A 24,106-nucleotide genomic window follows, 5' to 3' on the forward strand; every position below is an offset into this window, starting at 1 on the left:
TGCTTAAGATAGATATTCTAAGATATTCGATAATATTTGCTGTTTTCCTCTAGTTATTCACGAAAAGTTCTGCACTTGGACGTAAAAGCAGAAAAATACCCTAAGACATTTCGTTCAATGTCATAGGGTATGAAATCAAGCACCCGGGAGCCACGCTTCGGAATTAAGCAGTAGGTCCGCCCTGAAGCAGGCTGTTTCTGTAATTCATGAGCGGGGCCAGCCAGACCATGCCGGTCCCCCGGTACACGTTGACCAGGCCTTCGCCTGAGGCGGCGGAGCCCAGACGGGTCTTGCCTGACTTCTCGACCGTGAAGTCCAGGGAGTTGGACCACATGAGGGCGAAGTTACCGTCCACCTTCAGCACATCATTCTGCAATTCGACCACAACGGCTTCCTCGGAAGGAATGGGAGCTTCGAGGGCCAGAATCCCTTTGCCGCGCGCGCTCAGATTGAACAGCCCTTCACCGCCGAGGACGGCAGAGGAGATGTTCTTGCGTGCTGCCACGGAGATGTCCAGCGTGGTCTCACAGGCGAGGAACATGCCGTCATCGATCACGATATGGTCGTTGTCCACATCAATCAGCCAGAGGTAGTTGTAGGTGGTCTCCAGCAGGATGGTTCCGGTTCCCTTGTAGAGCGGTTTGACTGCGCTGGTTCCGGTTGCCGCCCCGGATAGCATATTGCGCATCAGTCCCCCTACGCCTTTGATGCCGGAGGTCATCTCGATATTGCCGATCATATACTGCATGGCCCCGGCGCTCAGCATCACCTCATTGTTATTCAGCTCAATCATCAGCTGCTTGTTGCGCATATTACTTTTGCTCATGAAGAAGTTGGTCTCCGCTTCATAGCGGGTGGTGGTGCTGAGATCCTCTTTGTATTCGATGATGCTGAAGCCGCCTAGCTGCTCTTTAATGACAACATTGGAATTGTCTTTCAGGTTATTAATGGTAAAAGCCATGGATACCCGCTCCTTCAGTAGCTATTATTATGCAATACTGTGCATCATGCCTTCAAAGCATACGTATTCGACATTTCTCGCAGGTATCCTTGATTTCAGGAGGAAAAAAACGCATACAATAATTCCTTTACTTCTATTATCAGGTTAGCGTAATGTTCTAGGTGTAGTGCTCAGAATACAAACGTATCTCTTGACACCAGCATTAGAACCGAAAGGAAGTTAGCCTTGTTTGAGACGTTACTGCTCAATTTTTTGTTTATGCTGTTTCCGGTGCTGATATTTCTGATTTTCTTCGAGAACAGGCCCCACGCCTACAATCATAAGATTCTTGTACTGCTCATCGCCGCCACCATGATCCTGTGTATCGCCAAGCCGATCCGGCTGGAGACCGGGTTCATCTTTGACCTGCGGTATGTTCCGTTTGTGATTGCAGCCTTGTATGGAGGGTACAAACATACCCTGCCTTTATATGTGATTCTGAATGTGTACCGTTTCTACATAGGCGGTGAGGGAACCGTCCAATCTTTACTTTTTTCGACAGCAGTCCTCATTCTGGTTCCTTCCCTAAGCTCCAGATTTCTCCGTTCTAAGCCCAAGGGACGGATCTTGTGGGCTACCTTCATCGTGGTCCTGACTATGGGCTGTTATCTGATCATCCTGGGGCAGATCATGGATAAGCTGGATACCCAGTTCTGGACGCTTGCCTTCTATGCCTTAACTACGCATGCGGTGGTCATGGCAGTCCTAATGATCCTGCTGGAACAGATCCTTACCAACCTCAGGAACCGTGAGCGGATCATGCAGTCGGAGCGGCTGAATGTGGTCAGTGAGCTGGCGGCCAGCGTCTCCCATGAGATGCGCAATCCGTTAACTGTGACCAGCGGATTCCTCCAGCTGCTTAATCTCTCCAAGAACCTCACTCCGGAGGAGAAGGGGTATGTTGAGCTGTCACTTCTTGAGCTGAACCGGGCGGAGAAGATTATTAGCGATTATCTGTCTTTTGCCAAGCCGCAGTCGGAGAGCCGGGTCTACTCCAACCTGATGGCTGAATGTGAATACACTAAGAATGTGATCCTGCCGTATGCCACGATCCACAAGGTTGCGGTTGAATTCAGCTTCAACAACCCGCTTAGCACCCATTATGACAGTAATGAGATGCAGCAATGCCTGATTAATCTGTACAAGAATGCGATTGAAGCGATGGATGGGGTGGAGGATGCGGTCCTGTCTATTGCTGTCTTCGCGAGCGGACAGAATATTATCATTACCATCCGCGACACCGGTGTCGGAATGACGAAGGATGAGATCTCGCGCCTGGGCAAGCCGTATTACTCCACCAAGGCGGACGGGACGGGGCTCGGAATGGTCATGGCCTATAACACGATTAACAAGCTCAAGGGCCGTATTGAGGTCACCAGCGAGAAGGGCAAGGGAACCGTCTTCCAGATCATTATCCCGGCCTAGCGCACGGCAATAGTGGGAAACTTGGTGTGAAAATGATAAAGTATCTCTAAGAGAACTTGGAATGATTAACCGGGAGGCTATGGGTAATGAGAGAAGAATTAATCGCGCAATTGAACGCTTGGCATGAGGCGGACGAATATGAAGAGATCGTATCCCGCATCAAAGAGGTGCCGACACCGCTGATCGATGAAGAACTGGCGGTACATCTGGGCCGGGCGCTCAACAATCTGGGCCGCTACCGGGAAGCGCTTAAATGGTTCAATAAGGCAGTGGACAAGGGTAAAAAAGACCCGCTCTGGCATTTCCGTGTCGGCTACGCCCACTATTATCTGGACGAGTACGATCAGGCGATCAAGGCGTTCAAGAGGGCGAATAAGCTGGACCCTGAGGATCAGGATACCATCGAATTCCTGGAATGGAGCCGCAGTGAGAAGGCGGCGCTGGCCGCTGCGGACGAGGATAGCGAGGATGGAGAAGAAGCTGCCGAAGCGGATTCCGCTTCAGATGCCAGTCCCGATGCGGATTCGGATGCGGCAAAAGAGACTAAGCACTAGGGCTTGACGGCCAGTCTGGCCGAAGCATACAATGAGAGTCAATCTTATCAAAGAGGTGAAATGGATGCCATTCCGTACCGTTGCAAGGAACTAGTTATCGGGCTGGGTAGAACGCGTACCAGCCACCAAGGGGGAGGTCTGTCCTCTTGGTCACAGCTAACTGGATTCTTGAACGGTGCCTGGAAGGTCATTCTATGTGAGCCGGGACACTGAGTTATTCCGCTTGAAGACTATACTGCCGGGGCAGGAGTCTTTGGCGCGGGGTGCGAGGAGAGTTCCCGGCTTTTTGCCATACTCTTATGTATAAGATTGGAGATTATTATCATGTTAAAGAAATGTCTTGTCCACCTCAGAGGGTGGGCCGCTCTGTATATAGTTCTCGGCTGTGCCATTCAGCTCTTAAGCAGTCTGGGTATTGTTGTCTTTCAGCGGATTCTGGATCAGGCGGTGGCGGGAACAGGCTTCCGTGAAATCCTATATGGGGTTGTCCTCTACGGGCTGCTGCTCGGCCTGAATGTCCTGCTGAATTATGCGGATGAATATCCCAGCGCCTATCTATCGAACAGCATCACGGAAAGACTGAAGATTATGGCCTTGTCCAAAATTTCCAGAATGGATTATTCCGCCTATCAGAACATGGGCACAGGCCAGATGATCAAGGTGATTGAGAACGGCGCGGCGGCCGGGAACAGCATTCTGTTCTCTTTTATCCTGAAGACGCTGCATGAGCTGCTGCCCACCATCCTCTTCAGCCTGCTCTTCATCAGCTACTATGACCTCAGAATTATGCTGGTGATTGCGGGCGGGTACGTGGTCATCTTCCTGTTAACGAATGTTCTGCTGAAAGTTCTCTACCGGATCAAGGAATCGGTGCTTATGCAGCAGGAGGCCATGTCCCGGTATGGGGTCCGCGGCTTCATGGAGCTGGTCGTCTTCCGCACCAACAAGAAGTACGCGCAGGAAATCGGCAGACTGAACAAGGCGGCACAGCAGATCATCAGGCAGAGTGCGAAGCTGCAGATGATTCATGAATCCTTCTTCGCCTTATTCGAATTATTCATTACGGTCATTAAGGTGATTGTGCTGTTGTATGGCGTGAAGAATGTGGTCTCCGGGCAGGCTTCTATCGGGGTCATGGTTGCGCTGTTCATGTTCATTGAGAAAATCTATACGCCAATCGCCATCTTCAACGTATTATTCGTCGGCTATAAGCTGAACCGGGTGACCTATCAGCGGTTCGAGGCATTCCTGAATGCCCCCGAGGACCGGAATCTGGAACAGGGCAAGGCGCTTGCACAGCTACAGGGCAGCATCGAATTCAAGGACGTATCGTTCAGCTACGGAGAGGTGCAGGTGCTGGACCGGCTGTCCTTCTCAGTCGCGCCCGGAACCTCAGTGGCTCTGGTCGGCTTAAGCGGCAGCGGCAAGTCAACGGTCATTAAGCTGATTACGGGCCTGCTCAAAAAAAGCGGCGGACAGCTGCTGGTAGACGGCACGGATATTGATGAGCTGAGTCTGGACAGCTACTATGATCACATCTCATATCTGTCGCAAGACAGTCCGATCTTCGACACCACTATCCGGGGCAACATGGTGTTTGAGCAGCAGGTCCCGGATGAAGAGCTGTATGCAGTACTGGACAAGGTTCACCTGAAGGAGAAGGTGCTGGAGCTGCCGGAGAAGCTGGAGACGCGGGTTGGGGAGCGCGGGCTGAAGCTGTCGGGCGGGGAGCGGCAGCGGCTGGCTTTTGCCCGGGCGATCCTGCAAAAGCGGAATCTGATCATCCTCGATGAGCCGGTATCGGCCCTGGATAATATTACGGAGCGCAGCCTGATGGAGACGGTGTTCGCGGAGTTCAGGCATAAGACGGTCATTATTATCGCGCACCGGCTGAATTTCATCAGCGGCGTGGACCAGATTCTGGTCATGGAGCAAGGCAGGCTGGCGGGGGAAGGGGATTTCGATTCCCTGCTCCGGGACTGCCCGTCCTTCAGTACGCTGTGGAATAACGGCAGGGGGCAAACGGATTAAACTATCTTTTACCTTGTGGACTATCCTGTGCCTGAATTATGCTGGGTGGCAGATAGAACTTGAAGGTGAGGTTACGTGTATTATGAATCTGGCATTGTCCAGGATGAAGCTCAAAACAGAGCGGTTAATCATCCGTCCCTATATGGAAAGTGATCTGATGGCTTCGTTCGAGCTGATGCAGAACCCGGAGGTGCTGGCCTTCATGCATATGGAGGTCATGCCGCTGCATGAGTACGAGGGGATGTTCCGCTGGCTGATGTTCAGCTATCATACGCCGTTCGAGCTGCCGTTCAAGTATTCATTCGCCATCTGCCATAAGGCGACCGGCCAGCTGATCGGCTGGTGCGGGGTCGGCGTGCTGGAGTTCAGGGCGCCGGATGCGGAGCTGTATTATCTGATCGGGCGTGAACACTGGGGCCGGGGCTATGCCACCGAAGCTGCTGCGGCGCTGGCGGACTACGCCTTCGATGTGATCGGACTGGAGCAGTTATACGCCAAGGCAGATCCGCTCAATACCGCATCGCTCGGGGTAATCCAGAAGCTGGGCTTCCGGATGGAGCAGGAGCTGGCCGGATTGACTGGCGATTATGAGGACTGCAACGGTGAGCTGCTGCATGTGCTGACGAAGGAGCGGTTTTTGGAGCGGCTTCATGGCGGGAAATGACCATATGCTAAGGGAGCGGATGGGTGGGCGATAAGAGGTATGGGCGAGGACGGGCGGAAGATGATCGGAAGATCAAAGATGAGAGGTTAGAGATTAGGGATTAGAGGATTAGAGGATTAGATTAGCAATTAGAGCAGAGGTTACGGCTTTGTTAGCCGTATTGTAATAACAGGTGCCGTCCTTTTAGGATGGCACCTGTTAGGTATGGGCAGGACTCCGACCGTTGCTATATGCGGCATTGTAGCAGTTATGTAGACTGATTGTATTTTCTGCAATAGAATTCGCAATTTGCTAAGCTAAATGATCGTCTGTTGTATTTTATACAATGGATTTCGTGAATTCTGCCCGAAAACCCTGATTTTTCTCGATTCTGCTGTACAGAGTACAACAGAATCAATTGTTTAACCCATTTCGGGGTCAGCTAATGTACAAAGTACAATGAGCCCTGATAAGACAACTTACGTATGCGGATTAACTCTAACCTGTGCGCCCTTGCCGCTGGTCTGCAGGCCGGAGGCCTTGGTTCCGGCTTCCTTCAGATCGGCCACGAGCCGCTCCAGCACTGCCTTCGCAGCGGCGGCTTCCTTGGAGCCGGAGGACTTCACAACGAGCTGCACCGGCTTGCCGGAGCGCAGATGCTTATCCGCCTGACGCAGCTTTGTGTCGTAGTCATGCTCTTCAATATGGGCGGTGAAGCGCAGCTCCTTCACCTTCTCCTGGCTGCTCCCGCTGCCTTGTTGCGGGCGGCTGGTACTGCCCTTGCGGGCAGCTTGCGCAGCAGCCTTGCCTTTGCCCTTGGCGACCAGGCTGCAGGGCGGCGGGCTGCTCATCAGCGAGGTGCAGACCAGGTCGGCCCCTGCGGCTCTGGCTTTGGACAGCGCCTCGCTTTTGGATACGGTGCCGAGCTTCTCGCCCTTCAGCCCGGTCAGCTCGACCTCGGCTGCCTTAATCTGTTCATTAATCAGTACGGCCACGGAAATGTTCCTCCCTTTGCGGATATGATATAGCTATCATATATGGAAGCGGGCAGGGCTTCAATAACGGCTGCCGGATGCTCGCAGCAGTCAGGCCGGCAGGTTGAGACGACTGTGCAAAGCGGTTATACTCAGTGGACGCAGGTTTTTCAGCATGGAACCACTGGCACTACTATATTTTCTGTTGAATGGGGGATGGCAATTGAATGACACAGCTGACGATAAGCAGTTAATTCTGCTTATTGCACAGAAAGACTCGAATGCCCTCGAACTGCTCTATGACCGGTATGAACGGGTCATCTATAGCTTTGCTTACCAGATCGTGAAGGATTCGATGGCTGCTGAGGAGGTTATGCAGGAGCTGTTCCTGCGCCTGTGGAAGAATGCAGGGCAGATTGACTTCGGCAAGGGTAAGCTGCTCACCTGGATGTTCGCAGTGACCCGCAATCTGGCGATCGATTATCTCCGCAAGCGGGATGCCAGGCTGCCTCGTCAATCTGGCGATTCCGGGAATCTGGAGCAGGTTCAGGACCACAGCACGCTTACCGAAGATCTCGTTGAGCTGCAGATGGCGGGGGAACAGATCAGAGAGGCGCTGCTGGGATTAAGCCGCGACCAGCAGCAAGTAATGGATATGATCTATTATCAGGGCTATACCCAGCAGGAGGTAGCACAGCTTGCGGCTATCCCGCTGGGAACGGTCAAGGGAAGAGTCCGGCTGGCGATGAAGCAGCTTCACAAATCGTTACGGCACTGGGGAAGGAGGGATCATGCGCATGAGTGAACACAATGAGGAACTCTGTGAATTGGCCGAATTATATACGCTGGGCGCACTGACGGCAGAGGAAATGCAGCAATTCGCTGCCCATGCGGCAAAATGCACGGAATGCAGGGAGCTGGTAGAGGAATACCAGCAGGTACTTAACCATCTTCCGCTTGCCTCTGAGCCGGTAGACCCGCCCTCCGGTATGAAGGATCGCATCCTGTCACGGGTACTGGAGTCCGGGAATGCGGGTGCACCGGCAGCCCGAACGGAGACCAGCCTGAATATTCAGCCTGTTGCAGAGCGGGCTACGGATCGTGAGCCGGCGAAGACTCCTCAGGCAGAGCAGGGCTTGCCCCAGTTCAGCATCCCGGAGCCCAAGAGAACCCGCTTCAGAGGGTTCCTAAGCCTTGGACTGGCTGTTGCTGTGCTGCTCTTGGTGGTCTATACTGGCCAGCTGCGCGGAAATGTAGCGGAGCTGAAGCAGCAGCTGGCCTCCGGCACAGGACCGCTCCAGGGGCTTAAGGTGAATGAGACGGTAGCGCTTAGCCCGGCAGGAGAGGGAATTACCGCCAAGGGCACAGCAACGATTGTCGCAGACCCTACCGGCACCCACCTTGTGCTTCAGGCAGAAGATCTGCCGGAGCTTACCGGCACCGAGGTCTATCAGGTATGGCTGATCAAAGGGGACTCGCCGGTAAATGCGGGCACCTTCATCTCACAGGGCGGAAACGGAGCACTGTATTATTCGTTTGACCCGAAGGCTTATGATACCATCGCCGTTACGCTGGAGCCGGATGGCGCGGGAGAGACCCCGCGCGGGAAGAAGATTCTCGCAGCGCCGATTAAGAAGGGGTAGCAGCGGTGTGGAGAGATAGCGGAATCTACCGCTATTCAAGCAGAACAGCCGGGAGGGCTCCCGGCTGTTTTTGTGTAATATGAGGTGTTATATGAGCATAAGTGCACCTGAATTCAGCAGACGCGGGCCAAAGAGCCAATGAAGTGTATAAGTGCACCTGATTTCAGCGGACGAGAGCTAAATGTGCCAATGAAGTGTATAAGTGCACCTGAATTCAGCGGACGCGGGCCAAATGAGGCCAATGAAGAGCATAAGTGCACCTGAATTCAGCAGACGCGGGCCAAATGAGGCAATGAAGTGTATAAGTGCACCTGAATTCAGCGGACGCAGGCCAAATGAGCCAATGAAGTGTATTAGTGCACCTGATTTCAGCGGACGCGAGCCAAATGAGGCAATGAAGTGTATAAGTGCACCTCATTTCAGCAGACGCGGGCCAAATGAGCCAATGAAGTGTATAAGTGCACCTCAATTCAACTGACGCGGGCCAAATGAGGCAATGAAGTGTATAAGTGCACCTGAATTCAGCGGACGCGGCCCAAATGAGGCAATGAAGTGTATAAGTGCACCTGAATTCAGCAGACGCGGGCCAAATGAGGCAATGAAGTGTATAAGTGCACCCGATTTCAGCGGACGCGAGCTAAATGTGCCAATGAAGAGCATAAGTGCACCTGAATTCAGCAGACGCGGGCCAAATGAGGCAATGAAGTGTATAAGTGCACCTCACCTCATTTTACCGGATGGTACCAGGAGCAGATGAACGAGAATGGTGAGGTTGCCTTACATTTATTGGATTGGAATTATTTATTGCGCTGGATATCCTCAGTTCCGGGAGGGAATCCATGCGTTCTGCTGCGCCGGACTATCCATACCGAAAGGGCCAGCAAGACAAACAACGCCCATGGGAAGGATACAACGCCCGTTGTTTCGAGAAGAATTCCACCGGCTATACCGCCTCCGCCAATGGCCAGATTCCATGCGGTTACAAGCATGGATTGCGCTACATCTGCACTCTCTCCGCCAGCTGTAGCAATGGCTGTTTGCAGCAGCGTGGCTGCTCCCCCGAACGTTAAGCCCCATACAGCAGCTACTAGATAGATTACAACAGGCTTGCCGCTTCCAAGGCTGAGCAGAACAGATGCCAGCGCAAATGCAGTCAGGCTAATCAGAACCAGCAGCCTCAGATGACGATCAATCCACACGCCTGTTAACCAGATGCCAAGAAGCGCTGTAATCCCGAAAATAAGAAGCACCAGATCCACGCGCCCGGATAGTCCAGCCTGAGTAAGGTACGGTGCTATATAGGTGTACAGGATATTGTGGGCCAGTACCCAGGCCAGCACGACAAACAGGATCGGCCGCACTCCGGGGCTTGTAAACACCTTATTTAGCGGGAGCCGCTTATCCGCAGCTTCTCCCGGATAGTCCGGCAGCTTCCAGAGTATCCAAAGGGTTAGCAGCAGAGCGAACAGCGACAAGACTCCAAAAATATTACGCCAGCCTGCAAGGTCACCCAAGAATGTTCCGGCAGGGACTCCGAGCGCCAGGGCCAGCGGTGTTCCCGCCATTGCAATAGCCATTGCCCGTCCCTTAAGCTGCTCCGGTACCATGCGCCGTGCATAGCCTGCGATCATTCCCCACAGGACACCCGCGCACACACCCGCGAAGAAACGGGCCGCAAGGGTCAGAGGATAACTCGAAGATACGGCAGTAACGGTATTGAATACGAGGAAGCCAAGGATGCATAGTAACAGCAGAGGTCTCCGCCTCCAGCCGCGTGTTACTGTGGTCAATGGAATGGCGGCGAGTAACGAGCCCAGGGCATAGAGGGTAACAAGCTGACCTGCCATGGCCTCCGTTACTCCAAGACCCGTACTGATCTGAAGGAGGAGCCCGGCGGGAATCGTCTCCGTCAGAATACAGATAAACCCGGTCATTGCCAGAGCAATCAATCCAGCCCAGGGAAGACGCTCTGGAACAGGGGGAGTGGGGCTTTGCTGCGGAGAAGCAATTGTGCCGCTGCTCATCGCAATGGTCTTATTGGTGTTGTTCATGACGGGTCCAATCTGCCGTAGATGGCATTGCACAGGTCAACCGTGAACGGACCCGACATACCCTCAAGTGCGGTATTGGTGAAGGCTACCACGCTTAGCCGCTGCTTGACATCGACGAACCACGAATGGCCATAGGTGCCGCCCATGCGCCAAGTGCCAAGGGACTCCGCAGTGTTGGCGGCAGCAGGATCTTTAAGGACGGTCATCCCGAGGCCGAAACCCCGTCCCGGCCAGAAGGGCATGGGCAGATCGCCAATCTGGTTGGCCGTCATTTCGCGGACCAGAGACTCCGGCAATAGCGGCGCACCGCCTTTGCGCAACGTCTCCAGCAGCTGCAGGAAGTCTCCCGCACTGCCGACCATCCCGGCTCCCCCGGATGGATAGGCAGTGCTGTCTAACGCCCGGTCCGGGGCAAGGTGGAAGCCTGCCGTTCCTTCTACAAAGGCCAATCTGTCCGGATTCTCCATTAGCCGCAGTCCGGGAACATCATCGGCATAAGCTGAGGCCAGGCGCTGCGGGTCCACGGCAACGAAGCTGGTATCCGTCAGATCGAGGGGGCGAGTAATAAGTGAGCGGACCGTTTCACTGAGCGTCTTTCCGCTAACGTTAGCAATCACTGCTCCCAGCACATCTGTTGCGATAGAATATCTCCACTGGGTGCCAGGATGATAGAGAAGCGGAACAGACGCGAGCCGCTTCAGGTTCTCTTCAAGCGTGATACCGGACTGATCCATTCCATCGGATACGCCAGCCTGCTCATAGGAACCGCCTTCTTCCTGAAAGAAGCGGTAGGTCAGACCGGCAGTGTGTGTCATTAAGTGACGGACTGTCATTGCTGGAGTCTCTCCGTTCTCAAGCCGTGGCTGAAAGCCCGGCAGCCACCGGTCTACACGGTCATCCAGCTTCAGGCGTCCTTGGGCCACCAGAATCAAAGCAGCCGTAGAAGTATACGGTTTGGATACCGAGGCGAGCCGGAACAAGGCGTCCTCCCGCATAGGCTGGTCTAGCTCGCGGCTCGCATAACCAGCAGCACGGCTATAGATGAGCTGCCCGTCTAATGCTACCTTTATGACAACACCTGCCAGGCGCTTGTCTGTTAATGTCTTGTCAATGACCTTGTTGATGCGTTCCGGGAGACGGTTAGGGTTCATGGTGTTCGAATAGAGCATACTCAACATCCTTTCGCTACAGTTAAAGCAGTAACTATTTCTGCTTTACTATTGTAAGTTAAGTATATAAAATAAATTGACTTGAATACATGAGCCATTAACGTTAAAATCCGCCTTATACATTTAAAGTTAAGGGATTTCAAATAAATAATCTTAAAATTAAAGGAGAGGTCAACAATGGACTCTATTGATAAGCAAATTCTGTTCCATCTGCAAAATCAGGCGAGAATCTCTATGACAGAGCTGGGGAAGAGCGTAGGTCTGTCTCAGCCAGCAGTAACGGAAAGAGTTAAGCGTATGGAGGAAAGCGGGGTGATCAAGGAGTACCGGACGATTATCTCGCCGGAGAAGATCGGGAAGCAGGCGGCAGCTTATATCCTTTTCCACTCCAGAGAGTGTCATGCTTTTGTGGACTTCTGCCGTGCCCATCCCGATGTCGTAGAGTGCTACCGCATCAGCGGAGAACACAATTATCTGTTAAAAGTCATGTCCGACTCTACACAGGGTCTTGAGGAGTTTGGGAATCAGTGTGATAAATACGGGAATTATACGATTCTGATCGTTATGTCATCGCCAATAGATCATAAGAATCTCCTTCCTTCGCTGGAAGAAGTAGGTGAAAATCTGCTTAAATAGAGATAAGCAATCCTAATAATATTCCTTGACGGGAATATTCCTGATAAGCTATATTGAGAATGTACCCAGATACTAAAAGGCTGAATAAAAGGAATATGGAAATGATGGACACAACGACATTTAGCGCACTTGCTGAGCCTACCCGCCTGCGGATGGTTGAGATCCTGAAGGACGGGCCTATGAGCGTAGGCGATATCGCCGAGCGGCTCGCGCTCCGTCAGCCTCAGGCCTCGAAGCATTTGCGTGTGCTGCTGGAAGCCGGACTGGTTGAGGTGGAAGCGGCGGCTAACCGCCGGAACTACAGGCTGCGTACGGAGCCGCTGGAGGCTATGGATGCCTGGCTGGAAGCTTACCGCAAGCTGTGGAATGAACGCTTCGACAATCTGGATGACTATCTGCGGCAGCTGCAGTCCGAAGACAAATGAATGACTATCAGGAGGGATTAGGAATGTCTGGCACAATGATTTCCCGGGTAGAAGGTCTTGAGCTGGTTCTGGAACGTGTATTCAATGCCCCGCGTGAGCTGGTATTCAAAGTATTCTCTGAGGCAGAGCATCTGAAGCAGTGGTGGGGCCCGCGCGGCTGGATTGTTCCCTTCTGCACTGTTGATTTTCGTCCGGGCGGCATCTGGCATTATTGTATGAAGTGTGTGGATGAGAAGCAGGGGGAATTCTTCGGAATGGAATCCTGGGGCAAGGGCGTCTACCATGAGATTGTCGATGGCGAGAGATTCGACTATACCGATTACTTCTCCGATGCCGAAGGCAATGAGACGGAAGGGATGCCGTCCACACTGGTCAGTATGAGGTTCGAAGAGGTTGAGGGCGGGACGAAGCTGGTCAGCCGGTCGAAGTATGATTCGGAGGAAGCGCTTAAGACGGTCATGGATATGGGGATGGAGCAAGGGATCACCGAAACCTGGGACCGGCTCGAAGAGCACCTGCAATCCATTCAGTAACTTGAAGGAATATAGGCTGAACGTTCATAGAGAGGTTGTCTTGATGCCGGGTGTCCGGCCGAGGCGGCCTCTTTTTGAGATGGACCGTTATAGGGTTCACCTTAAAAGAAGGTGTAGCCGTTTCTACTTGTGCTTTTCCGGTGAATGGGTAATAGCGAGTATACTGACAATAAGCAGTCCTTCGGAATAGGGGACAGGCTTGTTTTGCAGTGTCCAATTAGGGGGGCCAAAGGCATGGATGAGGCGTTGCTGGAACAGGTGAAGCGTTGGCATGATGAAGATGAATATCAGCAGATTGTGGACCGTATTCTGGAGATTCCGCCGGATGCAAGAGATTATGAGTGTATCGGCCAATTAGGCAGAGCTTACAATAACCTGGGTGAATACGGGGAGGCGCTGGAGCACCTGCTCAGCATCTCCAAGGAAGGCGGGGATGATCCGCTGTGGCAATTCCGCATAGGATATTCCTACTATCACCTGAAGCAGTATGAGCAGGCTATTCATGCGTTTGAACGTGCGGAGGCGCTGGAGCCGGGAGACGGGGATACTGCGAGAATGCTGGAGTGGAGCCGGGAAGGCGCACGGCGTGAGATAAGAGAGCAGGCAAGACGCGCCGAAGCGCTGGAGGCCTTGAAGGTGAATAGAGAGGGTGGCGGTAGAGACCTTGGTGCATTCCTCGACTATTGCGCGGACTTCTGGGAGGACAGTGATTATGCCTTGAAGGAGTATGTGTCCCCGCTGCCCAGTGACGATCTGATTGCCTCTGTGGAGCAGGAACTGGGTTATAAGCTGCCGGCCTCTTACATCGCCATGATGAAGCAGCATAACGGCGGGATTCCGCTCAATACGTGTTTTCCGGTGAATGAACCCACTTCCTGGTCAGCAGATCATGTCGCCATTTCGGGAATTGCCGGGATCGGCCGTGACAAAAGCTATTCCCTCTGCGGGGAGCTGGGCAGCCGCTTCATGATTGAGGAGTGGGGCTACCCCGATATCGGCGTGGTTTTCGGCGACTGTCCTTCCGCGGGACATGATGTCATCATGCTGGATTACCGTCACTGCGGCCCGGAAGGGGAACCTGAGGTGATTCATGTGGACCAGGAGAGCAACTATGAGATTACTTTCCTGGCCCCGGACTATGAGACTTTCATTCGCGGGCTGGTGAACGAGGAGGTCTATGATACCTCGGAGGAGGATAAGCAGGAGGATCTGCAGAAGGTAGCGTCCGCGCCGTTCTCTCCGCTGCTTCAGGAGCTGTGCGATAAGGTTACGGAAGTGGACGGTATAGAAGGGATTATCCGCAAGATCTGCACCGCCATCGTAGAGGAGAAGGGCCATTTCTCTCTTCACATGGACGAACGCTCCACCTTGATGTATGATCTCCAGTTCTGGCTCTATACCAGCGCTTACCCGAATACGAGCCGTGACCAGTATCTTGAGGTGTATTCCAAAATGATCGCGTTCGGCGGTGAATTCAGCACAGGCGGATATGCCCCGGGCTTCATCTCGGACTGGCTGGATGACCAGGTCCGGCAGGGAATGATCGTGGAGACGGAGGGGGCGCTCCGGTTCACGGATGAGGCGAAGGAACAATTGCTGAAGAAGCTGAAGCAGGCAGAAATCGCGGATGCTGTGGATCTGAAGCCTTTCATTATAGTAGAGCAGGATAGCGGGAAGTCGGTAATCCTGAACGCCGGCAGCTACAAGGCCGAGGTTTTTGCAGCGCGGGAAGAGGAAGGCTTCGAGGGCAACGGGTATGATTGGGGTTCGCTGGCAGCGGTATTCCTGGTGGAAAAGATGCCTGAGATGGCAGGCATAATCCACTTTGACCCGGAGGCGGGTATGTTCTGCGCCTATTCTTCCGACAGTGATGCACTTGTCGCCTTTGCGACTGCCTTCAAGCAGGCTTGCGAGGATGACGCGCTCATCCGCGATCTGTTCTCACGTGCGGAGCTGGATTAGACTAGGAACTTTTTGGATTTTTTTGCGTCTCTACTATAAAGGAATGTAAAATTCAGGAGGTTGTGATGATGAGGAAGTTACTCCTAGGTTCATCTGTTATTCTATGTGCTGCGCTGCTGGCACCGGTAGCGCATACGGCGTCCGCAGCGGGTCCGGCTCCAAAAGGAACACAAGTAGTTGTGAATAATAACGATTTAGAGACCAAAGATATTCTTAATAAGAATAATCAGGTGTTTTTTAGCCTGACTTCACTCCAAAGCTTGGGCGGGTTAACGTTTGCCTGGAATAATACGACTAAGCAGGTAACGGTGAAGGGGAGCGGCACCAGCCTGCAGTTGACCATAAATAATAGAACAGCACTGAAAAATGGAGCCTCTGTGTCCTTAAGCGCTGCTCCATTTATTCATAATGGCAAGACCATGATTCCTTTACGTTTTGTTGCCGAAGCTCTGGACGGTTCCGTAACTTGGAATCCCAACACCCAAACGGCATTTGTGTCAAAACCAGGCGCGAAATTGTTGGCTGATCTGAAGAGCAGCGAGTTAAGCACGGCAAGGAATGCTGCGATTAATCTTCCCAGAGTGTCACAGCTCACGGAGGACTTTGAACCCTCTGTGGAGACCGCCAGTCTCCAATATTATTTTCCGGCAAAGACCAAAGACCGGTTCATCGAGGTCAATAATAATGTAATCCGTTATTATCAATTGACGAAGAATACAGCTTACCTTAAGTGGCAAGCTCTTACTGGCGACAAGGCCAGCAAGCAAGAGAACCTGTATTTCATCAACCGCTCCCTTACGCAGGAGAATGGTTCCTTACCGGATTTTACAGCTACGACATTCGCAGGCTTTCGCTGGATGCCTCATATCACTTCCACGGGGTATGGTTTGATGAATAAGGAGAATTGGAATGAGGTTATTTATAAAGAAGCCGAGGTTCCTCAACCTAAGCTGAAGGAAAATTATATTATTGTGGATATTCCAGAGGAACAATAATGGGTGATTCTATGGTGGCCGTCCTGAGATTGCCTTGACTCCAGGGGGAATGTAAGGCTGGGTGTCTGCGACGCCCAGCCAACTGAGAAAGGAACACTTTATGGCATTGCGTTAAAGTCCGAGTAGTGTTTTTAAAGAGTATGCTTCTTGTCCTCCCACTCCAAAATAGAGATTAATATACGGAGTACCATCTCCTGATCTACTGACGAACGTTCAACAAGCAACTCTATAATCTGACTAAGAGCATCCTTTTGCTCCATGGGTCCAATATAGCGGAACAATTCCTCCAACGATATGTGTAACCCGCCAACTACCTTCTCCAGAGTCTCAAGCGTGAGGTTCTTCTCTCCACGTTCAACTTGTCCCACATAATTCGTATGTAAACCTGACCGTTCGGCAAGCTGCTCTTGCGATAGGTTCATTTCTTTGCGTATTTTCCGAATGCGCTCTCCGATTCTTTTTACAAGCTCGGATTTGGACTCATCTGTCATCTTTTTTTTCAGAGCTATCCAGTGTAGCCATCACTTCCCGATTGATCTTGGTGAGCGCTTCGATTTCGTATGTACTCCTACCGCTAATCAGAGTCATATGTTCATCTAACGCCTTACGGCGGTCGGTATGATCCTCGAAACGGAAAATTTCTTCAGCGGGAATTTGGAAGGCAGCTATTATTTTCTCCAGTGTCTCCAAAGAAATATTACGGTCTCCACGTTCAACCCCGCCTATATAGCTATAGTGAAGTGATGCAGCTTCCGCCAGCTGTTCTTGGGTCCATTCTTTTGCTTTTCTAAGCTCACGTATCCGACTTCCAACACTTTCTGGTAAATTCATGGGATCACCTCCACTTAAGGTTAGAAGAGGTATGTTAACCATTACAGATAATCAAAGACAAAGTAATTTATATAATATTAGTACTTAAATGTACTATTTATATTGACCAAATATATATTCGGCTATACAATTAATTGGAAATGGATATAAAAGGAGGCCCCATCCATGCGCCCTTCCATTCTGAAATTACTTAACCCGGACATTATCGTTGAAATGCTGGAAATGGCATATCGTTTAGAGGACTGGGACAAGATGCTGAACACGGCGGGTATTCTTTACAGTTTCGCGCAGTGTATCTATGAGGAGCGGCAGTATCACAAGGCTAAAGGGCTTCCGGTACCACTTGTGGATACGCAGCGTCCGCTTGTGTATTACTTCGGGTTCAGTCATCTGATGCAGGGCATTGCCTATCAGAAACAGCAGAAGTATGACGAGGCAAGAGAGACGATATACTGCTATGCCGAGCTTGGCTGGATGGAGGAGTTAGGGGGAGAAGGGGAGGAGATTGCCGAGGAATTCAGGTATTTGGCCCGTGCCAACCTGTATATCGTGGAGATTTTGTCCGGCAGGATGGAGTTTCTGGAGGGGTATACCCAGTTCTTGCAGGATAATCCTGAAGAGCTGTTGCCGGGATTAGGGACTATTGTGCAGGCTGCGGTGCATTATAGGCTGGATGTGGACGATCTGCTGCATAGGTTCGCGGAGCAGAGTGCCGGATTTGGGGACTATGAAGATGCAGATAATCTCTCGCATTATTTCAGCTATTGTTATCATTTGGCTCTATATCATAGACGGGCAGGCAGACTGCAGGAGGGGCTGGACTGGACAATGCAATCTTTAAGGCTGGCCCACCAGTCCAGGCATGACGGGAATTTCAAGCGCTGTCTGGCGTTGTTCGAAGCACTGCGGGAAGGGCTGACAGACGAACAGGCCGGGGGATATCATGGATTGTTACAGGAGTGCCTTGGTCAAATTGTTTGAGTGCATGTGGAGTTAGGTTCAAATCTTGTTCTTCTTCCGTAAAAGAAAGATCAATCCGCCAATCAAGAATCCGCTTATCACTCCTGCTAAGACAGATTTGAGGATGCTGAGTACAATATCTATGGATGTGTCGTCAGGTGTTGCAGTCAGATTCACAATGAATAGCAGACTGAACAGAATAGATGTGATTAGAAAAGTTTTTGAGGCAAGGAATCGTTTCATGGTTCTCCTCCGTTCACCTTCGATTCTACCATAATTATCCTAAAAAATTTCATTTTTCCTATATAGGACAAATCGAACGGGGCAAAAAGAATGTATCGCTATTGAATTTATCCAAAATTGCTGAGACCTTAGGCGTTAATCTGATTCATGCTTCGTGAGTCCAACAGCGATAACGTTCGATTAGCTACAAATGTGTTAAGAGAAATTTTAAAAGGTAACTCTACATAAAAAGCAGCCCCTCCTGCCGGAGAGGGCTGCTATTTGGACTGCCTCAAACCCGGCAGCAGAGTGGATTAATGTAACAATCTTACGGCTTCAAAAGCACCCGGTGAACTCCCTGGCTGCCGCCTGGTGCGGTTCCGAGATATAAGTACTCCCCGTGGCTTACGGCAGTGGTGATGCCATACAAGGTTCCTTCCGGATCATGCCAGCTGTTCACCAGCTCTCCTTCGGGTCCGTATTCTGCGACTAGTCCGTGCTTCACCGGGGCACTTGCTCCATTCAACAGGGACTGCGGAACTTTGGACATCGTTGCTGCTACCCAGGGGTGACTATGCATGTAATCGGCAAAAGCCAGACGGGTCGTGAATACCCCTACCCAGAAGTGTCCCTGAGCATCCCGGGTGATATTGTCCGGGAACCCCGCCAGATTCTCCGCAAAAAGATCAGAGGTGCCTTGCTTGGGCCCCTTCAGCCAATAGCGGGTCAGCTGGTAATGGTACGATTCAGCAACAAGCACGAAATCTTCATCGGCAGACAATGCGACTCCGTTGGCGAAATACAAATCCTTCAGCAGAACGGTTGTCTGCTTGGTCTGCGGATCATATTTCAACAATCGTCCATGCGGTTTGTTCTCGGCGATCTCTTTGAACATGACCTTCCCATAGTTAGAGGTATCGGAGAAATAGATCGATCCGTCTTGCGCGATGTCCAGCTCATTCGCCAGATAGATCGGTCCTCCATCTACTTCAGTGGCCAACACTTCAATCTTTCCATCCTTGTCAATCGACAGCAGCCCCTTCTGAATATCCGCCACAATCAAATTTCCATCCGCATCGAATTTCAGCCCGTTAGGGGTTCCCTGGGTCTCGGCGAACACTTCGGCCGGCTGCGCTTTGCCTTCCGCATCGAAGGCCACCCGGTAGATTGTGCCGTCAGAGTCGCCTGTATAAATCCGCCCCGTAGCATCAAAAGTGATAAATTCCGGGAACTTCGCGCGGTCTGTCACAAGCTCTGCGGAGCTAAGCTTAGGGTTCTCTTTCCAGGGACCCTCCGTCTCAAAAGAAGGCGCGGCAGGTGCAGACCATACAGCGGGCTCCACCGGGGCAGGAATCAGCAGGAATCCGGCGATTCCCAGCACAATGACCCCGAGCAGGACAAAGCTCCATCTGCGGATGTGTTGACCGGTGGAACGTTTACGTGGATTGGTTACTGTGGACATTATAGATCCTCCTTAGATTGTGTGGGGCGAAGCATACCTCCGACCAGCCGCAGACTTTGTCTGCGGGTCATGAACCGGGTAATCTGGGCACTCAGGTAATTGCGGAGTCCCGGAACCACGTACTGTTTCCCTCTGGCCATAGCGCGCAGGGTAAGGGCTACTACCCGCTCCGGCGAATCCTTCGCGCCGCCGACAGAGGCATCCTCCGTACCCACCACGTTGAAGAAGTTAGTCTCCGTCGAGCCTGGACACAGGGCGAAGAATTGAACGCCGCGATTACGATTCTCCCACCACAGGGCGTCGGTAAAGGACAAGACGAAGGCTTTGGTCGCCCCGTACACAGCCATATAAGGCAGCGGCTGAAAGCCTGCGGTGGACGAGACATTGATCACCGCGCCTGCCCCTCTGTGGAGCATGCCGGGAAGGAATAAATGTGTCATATCGACTACAGCGGTGACGTTGAGCATCACTTCTTCATGCTGCCGTTCGCCGGAGACCTCCTCGAATAGGCCGTGGGTGGCAAAGCCCGCATTGTTAACCAGCAGATCTATACTCAGGCCAAGCTGCTGGCATTGACGGTACAGCTCTCCGGCAGCGCCTTCGAGCGATAGATCCAGGGGAATAACCCGGCACTGGACTCCATGGCTGCGCGTCAACTCGGATGCGAGCGCCTCAAGTTTGCTTTTGGTTCGGGCTACCAGCACCAGATGACTGCCTTCCTTGGCTAACTGTCTTGCGAACTGTTCGCCGATTCCCGAAGAGGCCCCGGTGATCAACGACCATTTTCCTTTAATATTCATAAGTTCTACTCCTTCTGGTACAATGTTTTGTTTTGGTAACACTGTTTCCTATGTGAATCATAGTAACCAAAAGGACGCGCCTGTGTCAACTCCTTTTTTTTCAGCGCGAGGGTTCAATTGACAACCTATGTTCAAATGTTTAGAATTCCTGTTAGAACCCGGCAACTCTGTTGCTGGTCCATAACATGATAACCGAATGAAGGTGATTCTTATCAGTAGCGAAGACAAACCTGCACCCTCAACGGAGCGGGTATTAAAAACATATCAGGAAGCCCGTCTGCAAAATACGGAGAATCTCCGTAAGCTTGTGGTGGATGCGGCCGCTGCGATTCTGCAGGAAGAGGGGCCGGAGGCCGTCACTGTGCGCAGAGTATCGCAAAGAATGGGCTGTTCCACCAAGATCATTTACAGTTTGTTTGTCAATAAAGAGGGTCTGGCCCAGCAATTGTATCTGGAAGGCTGCAAGCTGCTGGCCCAGCGCTTCGAAGAGGTGCCGCCGTCGCCAGATCTGCTGCGGCATCTGCTGGATCTGGGCGAAGCGTTCTGGCAGTTCGGACAGGACTATACTAGCTACTATAAGCTGATGTTCGGAGGGGCTTTTGCCGAGTTCAAGCCGGATGCGGAGAGTATGCAGGGGACGATGACCGCCATACACCGCCTGCTGGTTCTAATCAGCACTGCCCAGGAGCAAGGACAGATCTCGGATCAGGAAGAGACCGGGACCCTCGTCAGCACCATATGGGCATCGCTGCACGGTGTAATCCACCTGTATATGGGAGGGTTCCTGGGTGATGTGGAGGCGGCCCATACCATATACAGACAAACAATGAGGCTGCTGTCCGAGTCCTTGTTTGCCGCATCCAAGCCAGAGTAGAGGAGCGAACAAGGGATGATTGCACTAATCTTGGCAGCGGGATATGCCACCCGCCTCTATCCGTTAACCCGGGATACCCCCAAGCCGCTGCTGCCTGTTCAGGGGAGCCGGACGATCCTGGATCTGCTGGCCGCCCGGCTGGAGGTGCTGGAGGAGATTTCGGAGATTCTCATTGTGACGAATGACCGCTTCTTCCATGCTTTTGAACAGTGGCAGCAGCAGTATCAGGGCTTGAAGCCGGTTCGGGTGCTGAACGATGGCACTTCTTCTCCTGAGGGCCGGTTAGGCGCGATTGGCGATATCCAGTTTGTGCTGGAGCGGGAACAGCCGCAGGAGGATCTGCTGGTTCTGGCAGGCGATAATGTGCTGGGATTCGGCCTTGCGGGGTATTTGGAGTATTTTCATCAGGTGGGTACCGACTGTATTCTTGTCCGTAAGGTGGATGATCCGGCTGAGCTTCGCAGTATCGGTGTGGCGGAGCTGGATGCGCAGATGCGGGTCTTATCTCTAGAGGAAAAGCCGCAGGCGCCCCGCTCGAACATTGGCGTATTCGCGCTGTACATCTACAAACGGTCTACGCTGCCGCTGTTCTCCCGTTATCTGGCTGAGGGGGGCAACCCGGATGCGCCGAGTTATTTCCCCGAGTGGCTGCATTCCCGCCAGGAGATGCGGGCCTATTATACGGAGGGGACGATTGATGATGTCGGCACCCCGGAGGCCTATGCGCAGATGCGGGCCAGGCTGGGGAAACAGGCAGAGTGATCTGGGTTAATAATCAAAAAAAACGCACGGGTACAGAGAGAATTTCTCATTCCCGTGCGTTTTATTTGGCAGAGCAAGGGGAGTAGAGCAGTTCTTGGAGATTATCTATGATTCAGTACAATTGGGCCGCCGCCTCTGGAGTAAAGGCTTGAATTTCCTCCAACCTGCCTTCACGGATTTTCTTCGCCCATGCCGGATCACCCAGAAGTGCGCGTCCAACCGCTACCAGATCGAACTCCTGGTGGTCCAGCCGCTTCAGCAGCTCCTCCATCCCTTGATGGTCTGCATCCCCGCCTTCAGCGGGATCATTGTCCATGCCTACGGAACCAACGGCAATCGTCGGCTTCCCGGTAAGCTTCTTCACCCATCCGGCGAGACCCAGCTCCGAGCCCGCGAATTCCGGGTCCCAGAACCTGCGGGTCGAGATGTGGAAAATATCCACCCCTGCCTGTACCAGCACATCCAGGAATTGCTCCAGCTGCTCCGGTGTATCCACCAGCTTCGCCGTGTAATCCGCCATCTTCCACTGGGACAACCGGATGGAAATCGGATAATCCGGTCCGACTACAGCGCGGACGGCCTGGACAACTTCGGCTGCAAACCGGGTACGCTTCAGGAAATCGCCGCCATAGCGGTCCGTCCGCTGATTGGTTATTTCCCAGAAGAACTGGTCAATCAACAGCCGTGACCGCCGGAGAGCTCTATTCCGTCGAAGCCAGCTTGCTGTGCATTCACTGCCGCATCGGCATAGGCCTGAATGACCCCGGCAATTTCTTCTTCTGTCATCGGCCCGCTTATCTTGTTCCCCTGCATGTCGAGTCCTGATGGCCCGATTGATGGTGCATCCGGGTGAGGCTGGGAACCCATGGACCGAATCATTCCCATATGTGACAACTGCGGAAAAATGATACCGCCGGCCTCATGAACCTGTCTGACGACTTCACGCCAGCCGTTCAGAGCGGCTTCACCAAAGAGATTAGCCAGTCCCGGATCACTGCTTGCTGCCGGATGGTCAATCATACCAACGGTGATGATTAGCCCCACCCCATTCTCAGCACGGCGGCGGTAATACGCTGCCATATCCTCACCCGGTACTCCCTCCGGTGAAAAAGCACGCGCCATCGGTGACATTACAATCCGGTTGGGTATAGTTAATTGTTGAACCGTGTACGGTTCAAATAAGGTCTCCAGTGAATGGATTTGCTCCTGTTGTTTAGCCATGGTTAACGCCTCCTGTAGGTTGAATGATTATTCTCAAAGCGGGGTATGAATGCAATAGTAACAAGCTCCAATCCTCCCTTCAACCAACAAACTGCCCAAGTTGTTGCTTAAGCTAGAAGCCGGAAAAACTGTCGTATTGGCAGATCCTATTTGTTGTGTACAGAGCACATGTTTATAATAAGAGGATTATAATCTCTTCTGAAAGGGGCGCTCCTTGGATGGCTGGCATACTTCCCCCCAATCCGAACGACCCGCGGGTGATTCGGACCCGTCAATTAATTCTGGATGCCTTCGTCCGGCAATTGAATATCATGGACTTCAACTCGATAACCGTCGGCGACATTACCAAAGCAGCTACGATTAACAGGACCACCTTTTATGCCCATTTCCAGGATAAATATGCGCTGTTCGAAGCCTTTTTGTTAGATGCCTTTACGAATATGGTCCTCCATAAAGTCGATGCCAAAGGACCATTGACCGAGAAGACGCTTCAAGAGCTGATAGTAGCATTATGTAATTATCATGAAAACAGCCACCGCTGTTTCAAAAGATATGATTCTGTAGCTCTCTTGCTTGAGGAGAATATTAAGCTGCATCTCGAGAAACTTATCCTGCAGCTGATCTCCGGATCAGCTGCGGCTACAGATTCGAAGCCGCTTGCAACTGCCGCCACCCTGCTAAGCTGGTCCTTATATGGCGTAACCTACCGCTGGAATCTGGAGGGAAGATCAGAGTCTTCCTCCGAACTGGCGGAGCGGGTAATGCCGCTGATCACGGGCGGATTTCCCATGAGCCCCCAATGACCAAAAACGCAGAGCAGCGATCCTCCGAATGGGGGAATCGCTGCTCTGCTCACTTTTTGTGGTTTTAAGAATGAAGAGAACTGTCTTCCGCCGTAGAAAACCTGCTTTTGGGACAGCCTCGTAGCCGTTT

General features: G+C 52.3%; 23 protein-coding genes and 2 pseudogenes. 16 read left to right on the forward strand and 9 right to left on the reverse strand.

Features of this window, described 5'->3' with window-relative positions; translation table 11 throughout:
• Positions 1–163: 163 nt before the first annotated feature.
• Complete coding sequence (locus ACFSX3_RS08925) at positions 164–961, reverse strand: AIM24 family protein (RefSeq protein WP_209986862.1); 798 nt, start codon at positions 959–961, stop codon at positions 164–166.
• Positions 962–1,186: 225 nt separating this feature from the next.
• Between ACFSX3_RS08925 and ACFSX3_RS08930 the strand changes: the two genes are divergently transcribed.
• The 4 genes from ACFSX3_RS08930 (at position 1,187) to ACFSX3_RS08945 (ending at position 5,674) form a co-directional block, all read left to right on the forward strand.
• A complete protein-coding gene (locus ACFSX3_RS08930) occupies positions 1,187–2,425 on the forward strand; it encodes an ATP-binding protein (RefSeq protein WP_209986859.1) in 1,239 nt (412 codons plus the stop codon).
• An 86-nt stretch (positions 2,426–2,511) separates the two neighbouring features.
• Positions 2,512–2,979 (forward strand): tetratricopeptide repeat protein, encoded by a 468-nt coding sequence (locus ACFSX3_RS08935; protein WP_209986855.1) that lies wholly within the window; start codon positions 2,512–2,514, stop codon positions 2,977–2,979.
• 324 nt (positions 2,980–3,303) lie between these two features.
• On the forward strand, positions 3,304–5,010 hold the full coding sequence (locus ACFSX3_RS08940; protein ID WP_209986851.1) for an ABC transporter ATP-binding protein: 1,707 nt from the start codon (positions 3,304–3,306) through the stop codon (positions 5,008–5,010).
• Positions 5,011–5,092: 82 nt separating this feature from the next.
• Complete coding sequence (locus ACFSX3_RS08945) at positions 5,093–5,674, forward strand: GNAT family N-acetyltransferase (protein ID WP_209986848.1); 582 nt, start codon at positions 5,093–5,095, stop codon at positions 5,672–5,674.
• Between the two features lie 458 nt (positions 5,675–6,132).
• Here the strand turns inward: ACFSX3_RS08945 and infC are convergent, their stop codons facing one another.
• A complete protein-coding gene (gene infC, locus ACFSX3_RS08950; protein ID WP_209986845.1) occupies positions 6,133–6,648 on the reverse strand; it encodes a translation initiation factor IF-3 in 516 nt (171 codons plus the stop codon).
• 202 nt (positions 6,649–6,850) lie between these two features.
• Here infC and ACFSX3_RS08955 point away from each other — a divergent pair, with 202 nt between their 5' ends.
• Positions 6,851–7,432, forward strand: coding sequence for an RNA polymerase sigma factor (locus tag ACFSX3_RS08955; RefSeq protein ID WP_209986842.1), 582 nt, complete (start codon positions 6,851–6,853; stop codon positions 7,430–7,432).
• Positions 7,425–8,270 carry an anti-sigma factor gene (locus ACFSX3_RS08960; RefSeq protein ID WP_209986839.1) on the forward strand — a complete coding sequence of 282 codons (846 nt, stop codon included), beginning with the start codon at positions 7,425–7,427 and terminating at the stop codon, positions 8,268–8,270. Before ACFSX3_RS08955 ends, ACFSX3_RS08960 begins: the two co-directional genes overlap by 8 nt.
• A 797-nt stretch (positions 8,271–9,067) precedes the next feature.
• Here the strand turns inward: ACFSX3_RS08960 and ACFSX3_RS08965 are convergent.
• Together ACFSX3_RS08965 and ACFSX3_RS08970 are read right to left on the reverse strand one after the other, a co-directional pair.
• Positions 9,068–10,294 (reverse strand): MFS transporter, encoded by a 1,227-nt coding sequence (locus ACFSX3_RS08965; protein ID WP_209987495.1) that lies wholly within the window; start codon positions 10,292–10,294, stop codon positions 9,068–9,070.
• A gap of 23 nt (positions 10,295–10,317) precedes the next feature.
• Positions 10,318–11,490 carry a serine hydrolase domain-containing protein gene (locus tag ACFSX3_RS08970; protein WP_209986836.1) on the reverse strand — a complete coding sequence of 391 codons (1,173 nt, stop codon included), beginning with the start codon at positions 11,488–11,490 and terminating at the stop codon, positions 10,318–10,320.
• 177 nt (positions 11,491–11,667) lie between these two features.
• Between ACFSX3_RS08970 and ACFSX3_RS08975 the strand changes: the two genes are divergently transcribed.
• The 5 genes from ACFSX3_RS08975 (at position 11,668) to ACFSX3_RS08995 (ending at position 16,041) form a co-directional block, all read left to right on the forward strand.
• Positions 11,668–12,126 carry an Lrp/AsnC family transcriptional regulator gene (locus ACFSX3_RS08975; protein ID WP_209986833.1) on the forward strand — a complete coding sequence of 153 codons (459 nt, stop codon included), beginning with the start codon at positions 11,668–11,670 and terminating at the stop codon, positions 12,124–12,126.
• Between the two features lie 104 nt (positions 12,127–12,230).
• Positions 12,231–12,551 (forward strand): ArsR/SmtB family transcription factor, encoded by a 321-nt coding sequence (locus ACFSX3_RS08980; protein WP_209987492.1) that lies wholly within the window; start codon positions 12,231–12,233, stop codon positions 12,549–12,551.
• A 23-nt stretch (positions 12,552–12,574) separates the two neighbouring features.
• On the forward strand, positions 12,575–13,084 hold the full coding sequence (locus tag ACFSX3_RS08985; protein ID WP_173134092.1) for an SRPBCC domain-containing protein: 510 nt from the start codon (positions 12,575–12,577) through the stop codon (positions 13,082–13,084).
• Positions 13,085–13,318: 234 nt separating this feature from the next.
• On the forward strand, positions 13,319–15,046 hold the full coding sequence (locus ACFSX3_RS08990; RefSeq protein ID WP_209986829.1) for an Imm51 family immunity protein: 1,728 nt from the start codon (positions 13,319–13,321) through the stop codon (positions 15,044–15,046).
• Between the two features lie 65 nt (positions 15,047–15,111).
• Positions 15,112–16,041, forward strand: a complete 930-nt coding sequence (locus ACFSX3_RS08995) for a copper amine oxidase N-terminal domain-containing protein (RefSeq protein WP_379254435.1) — start codon at positions 15,112–15,114, stop codon at positions 16,039–16,041.
• Between the two features lie 131 nt (positions 16,042–16,172).
• Here the strand turns inward: ACFSX3_RS08995 and ACFSX3_RS09000 are convergent, their stop codons facing one another.
• A complete protein-coding gene (locus ACFSX3_RS09000; protein ID WP_209986827.1) occupies positions 16,173–16,532 on the reverse strand; it encodes a helix-turn-helix domain-containing protein in 360 nt (119 codons plus the stop codon).
• Entirely contained in the window at positions 16,522–16,872 is a 351-nt protein-coding gene (locus ACFSX3_RS09005; protein ID WP_209986825.1) for a helix-turn-helix domain-containing protein, read from the reverse strand. Before ACFSX3_RS09005 ends, ACFSX3_RS09000 begins: the two co-directional genes overlap by 11 nt.
• 165 nt (positions 16,873–17,037) lie before the next feature.
• Here ACFSX3_RS09005 and ACFSX3_RS09010 point away from each other — a divergent pair, with 165 nt between their 5' ends.
• Together ACFSX3_RS09010 and ACFSX3_RS09015 are read left to right on the forward strand one after the other, a co-directional pair.
• A complete protein-coding gene (locus ACFSX3_RS09010; RefSeq protein WP_209986821.1) occupies positions 17,038–17,853 on the forward strand; it encodes a DNA-binding protein in 816 nt (271 codons plus the stop codon).
• A gap of 269 nt (positions 17,854–18,122) precedes the next feature.
• Positions 18,123–18,303: pseudogene (locus ACFSX3_RS09015) on the forward strand (helix-turn-helix domain-containing protein); the annotation flags it as partial.
• Between the two features lie 79 nt (positions 18,304–18,382).
• On the opposite strand, the gene ACFSX3_RS09020 reads toward ACFSX3_RS09015, so the two are convergent.
• Positions 18,383–19,516 (reverse strand): SMP-30/gluconolactonase/LRE family protein, encoded by a 1,134-nt coding sequence (locus tag ACFSX3_RS09020; protein ID WP_209986818.1) that lies wholly within the window; start codon positions 19,514–19,516, stop codon positions 18,383–18,385.
• Positions 19,516–20,316, reverse strand: coding sequence for an SDR family NAD(P)-dependent oxidoreductase (locus ACFSX3_RS09025; protein WP_209986815.1), 801 nt, complete (start codon positions 20,314–20,316; stop codon positions 19,516–19,518). Before ACFSX3_RS09025 ends, ACFSX3_RS09020 begins: the two co-directional genes overlap by 1 nt.
• Positions 20,317–20,512: 196 nt before the next feature.
• Here ACFSX3_RS09025 and ACFSX3_RS09030 point away from each other — a divergent pair, with 196 nt between their 5' ends.
• Positions 20,513–21,190: a TetR/AcrR family transcriptional regulator gene (locus ACFSX3_RS09030; protein WP_209986812.1), complete on the forward strand. Its 678-nt coding sequence runs from the start codon at positions 20,513–20,515 to the stop codon at positions 21,188–21,190.
• A gap of 15 nt (positions 21,191–21,205) precedes the next feature.
• Entirely contained in the window at positions 21,206–21,952 is a 747-nt protein-coding gene (locus tag ACFSX3_RS09035; protein WP_209986811.1) for a nucleotidyltransferase family protein, read from the forward strand.
• Between the two features lie 112 nt (positions 21,953–22,064).
• On the opposite strand, the pseudogene ACFSX3_RS09040 reads toward ACFSX3_RS09035, so the two are convergent.
• Positions 22,065–23,173: pseudogene (locus ACFSX3_RS09040) on the reverse strand (NADH:flavin oxidoreductase).
• Between the two features lie 218 nt (positions 23,174–23,391).
• Between ACFSX3_RS09040 and ACFSX3_RS09045 the strand changes: the two are divergent.
• On the forward strand, positions 23,392–23,976 hold the full coding sequence (locus ACFSX3_RS09045) for a TetR/AcrR family transcriptional regulator (protein WP_036722827.1): 585 nt from the start codon (positions 23,392–23,394) through the stop codon (positions 23,974–23,976).
• Positions 23,977–24,106: the final 130 nt, after the last annotated feature.

Source organism: Paenibacillus rhizoplanae, assembly GCF_042684125.1.
GTDB classification, from domain to species: Bacteria; Bacillota; Bacilli; order Paenibacillales; family Paenibacillaceae; genus Paenibacillus_AQ; species Paenibacillus_AQ rhizoplanae.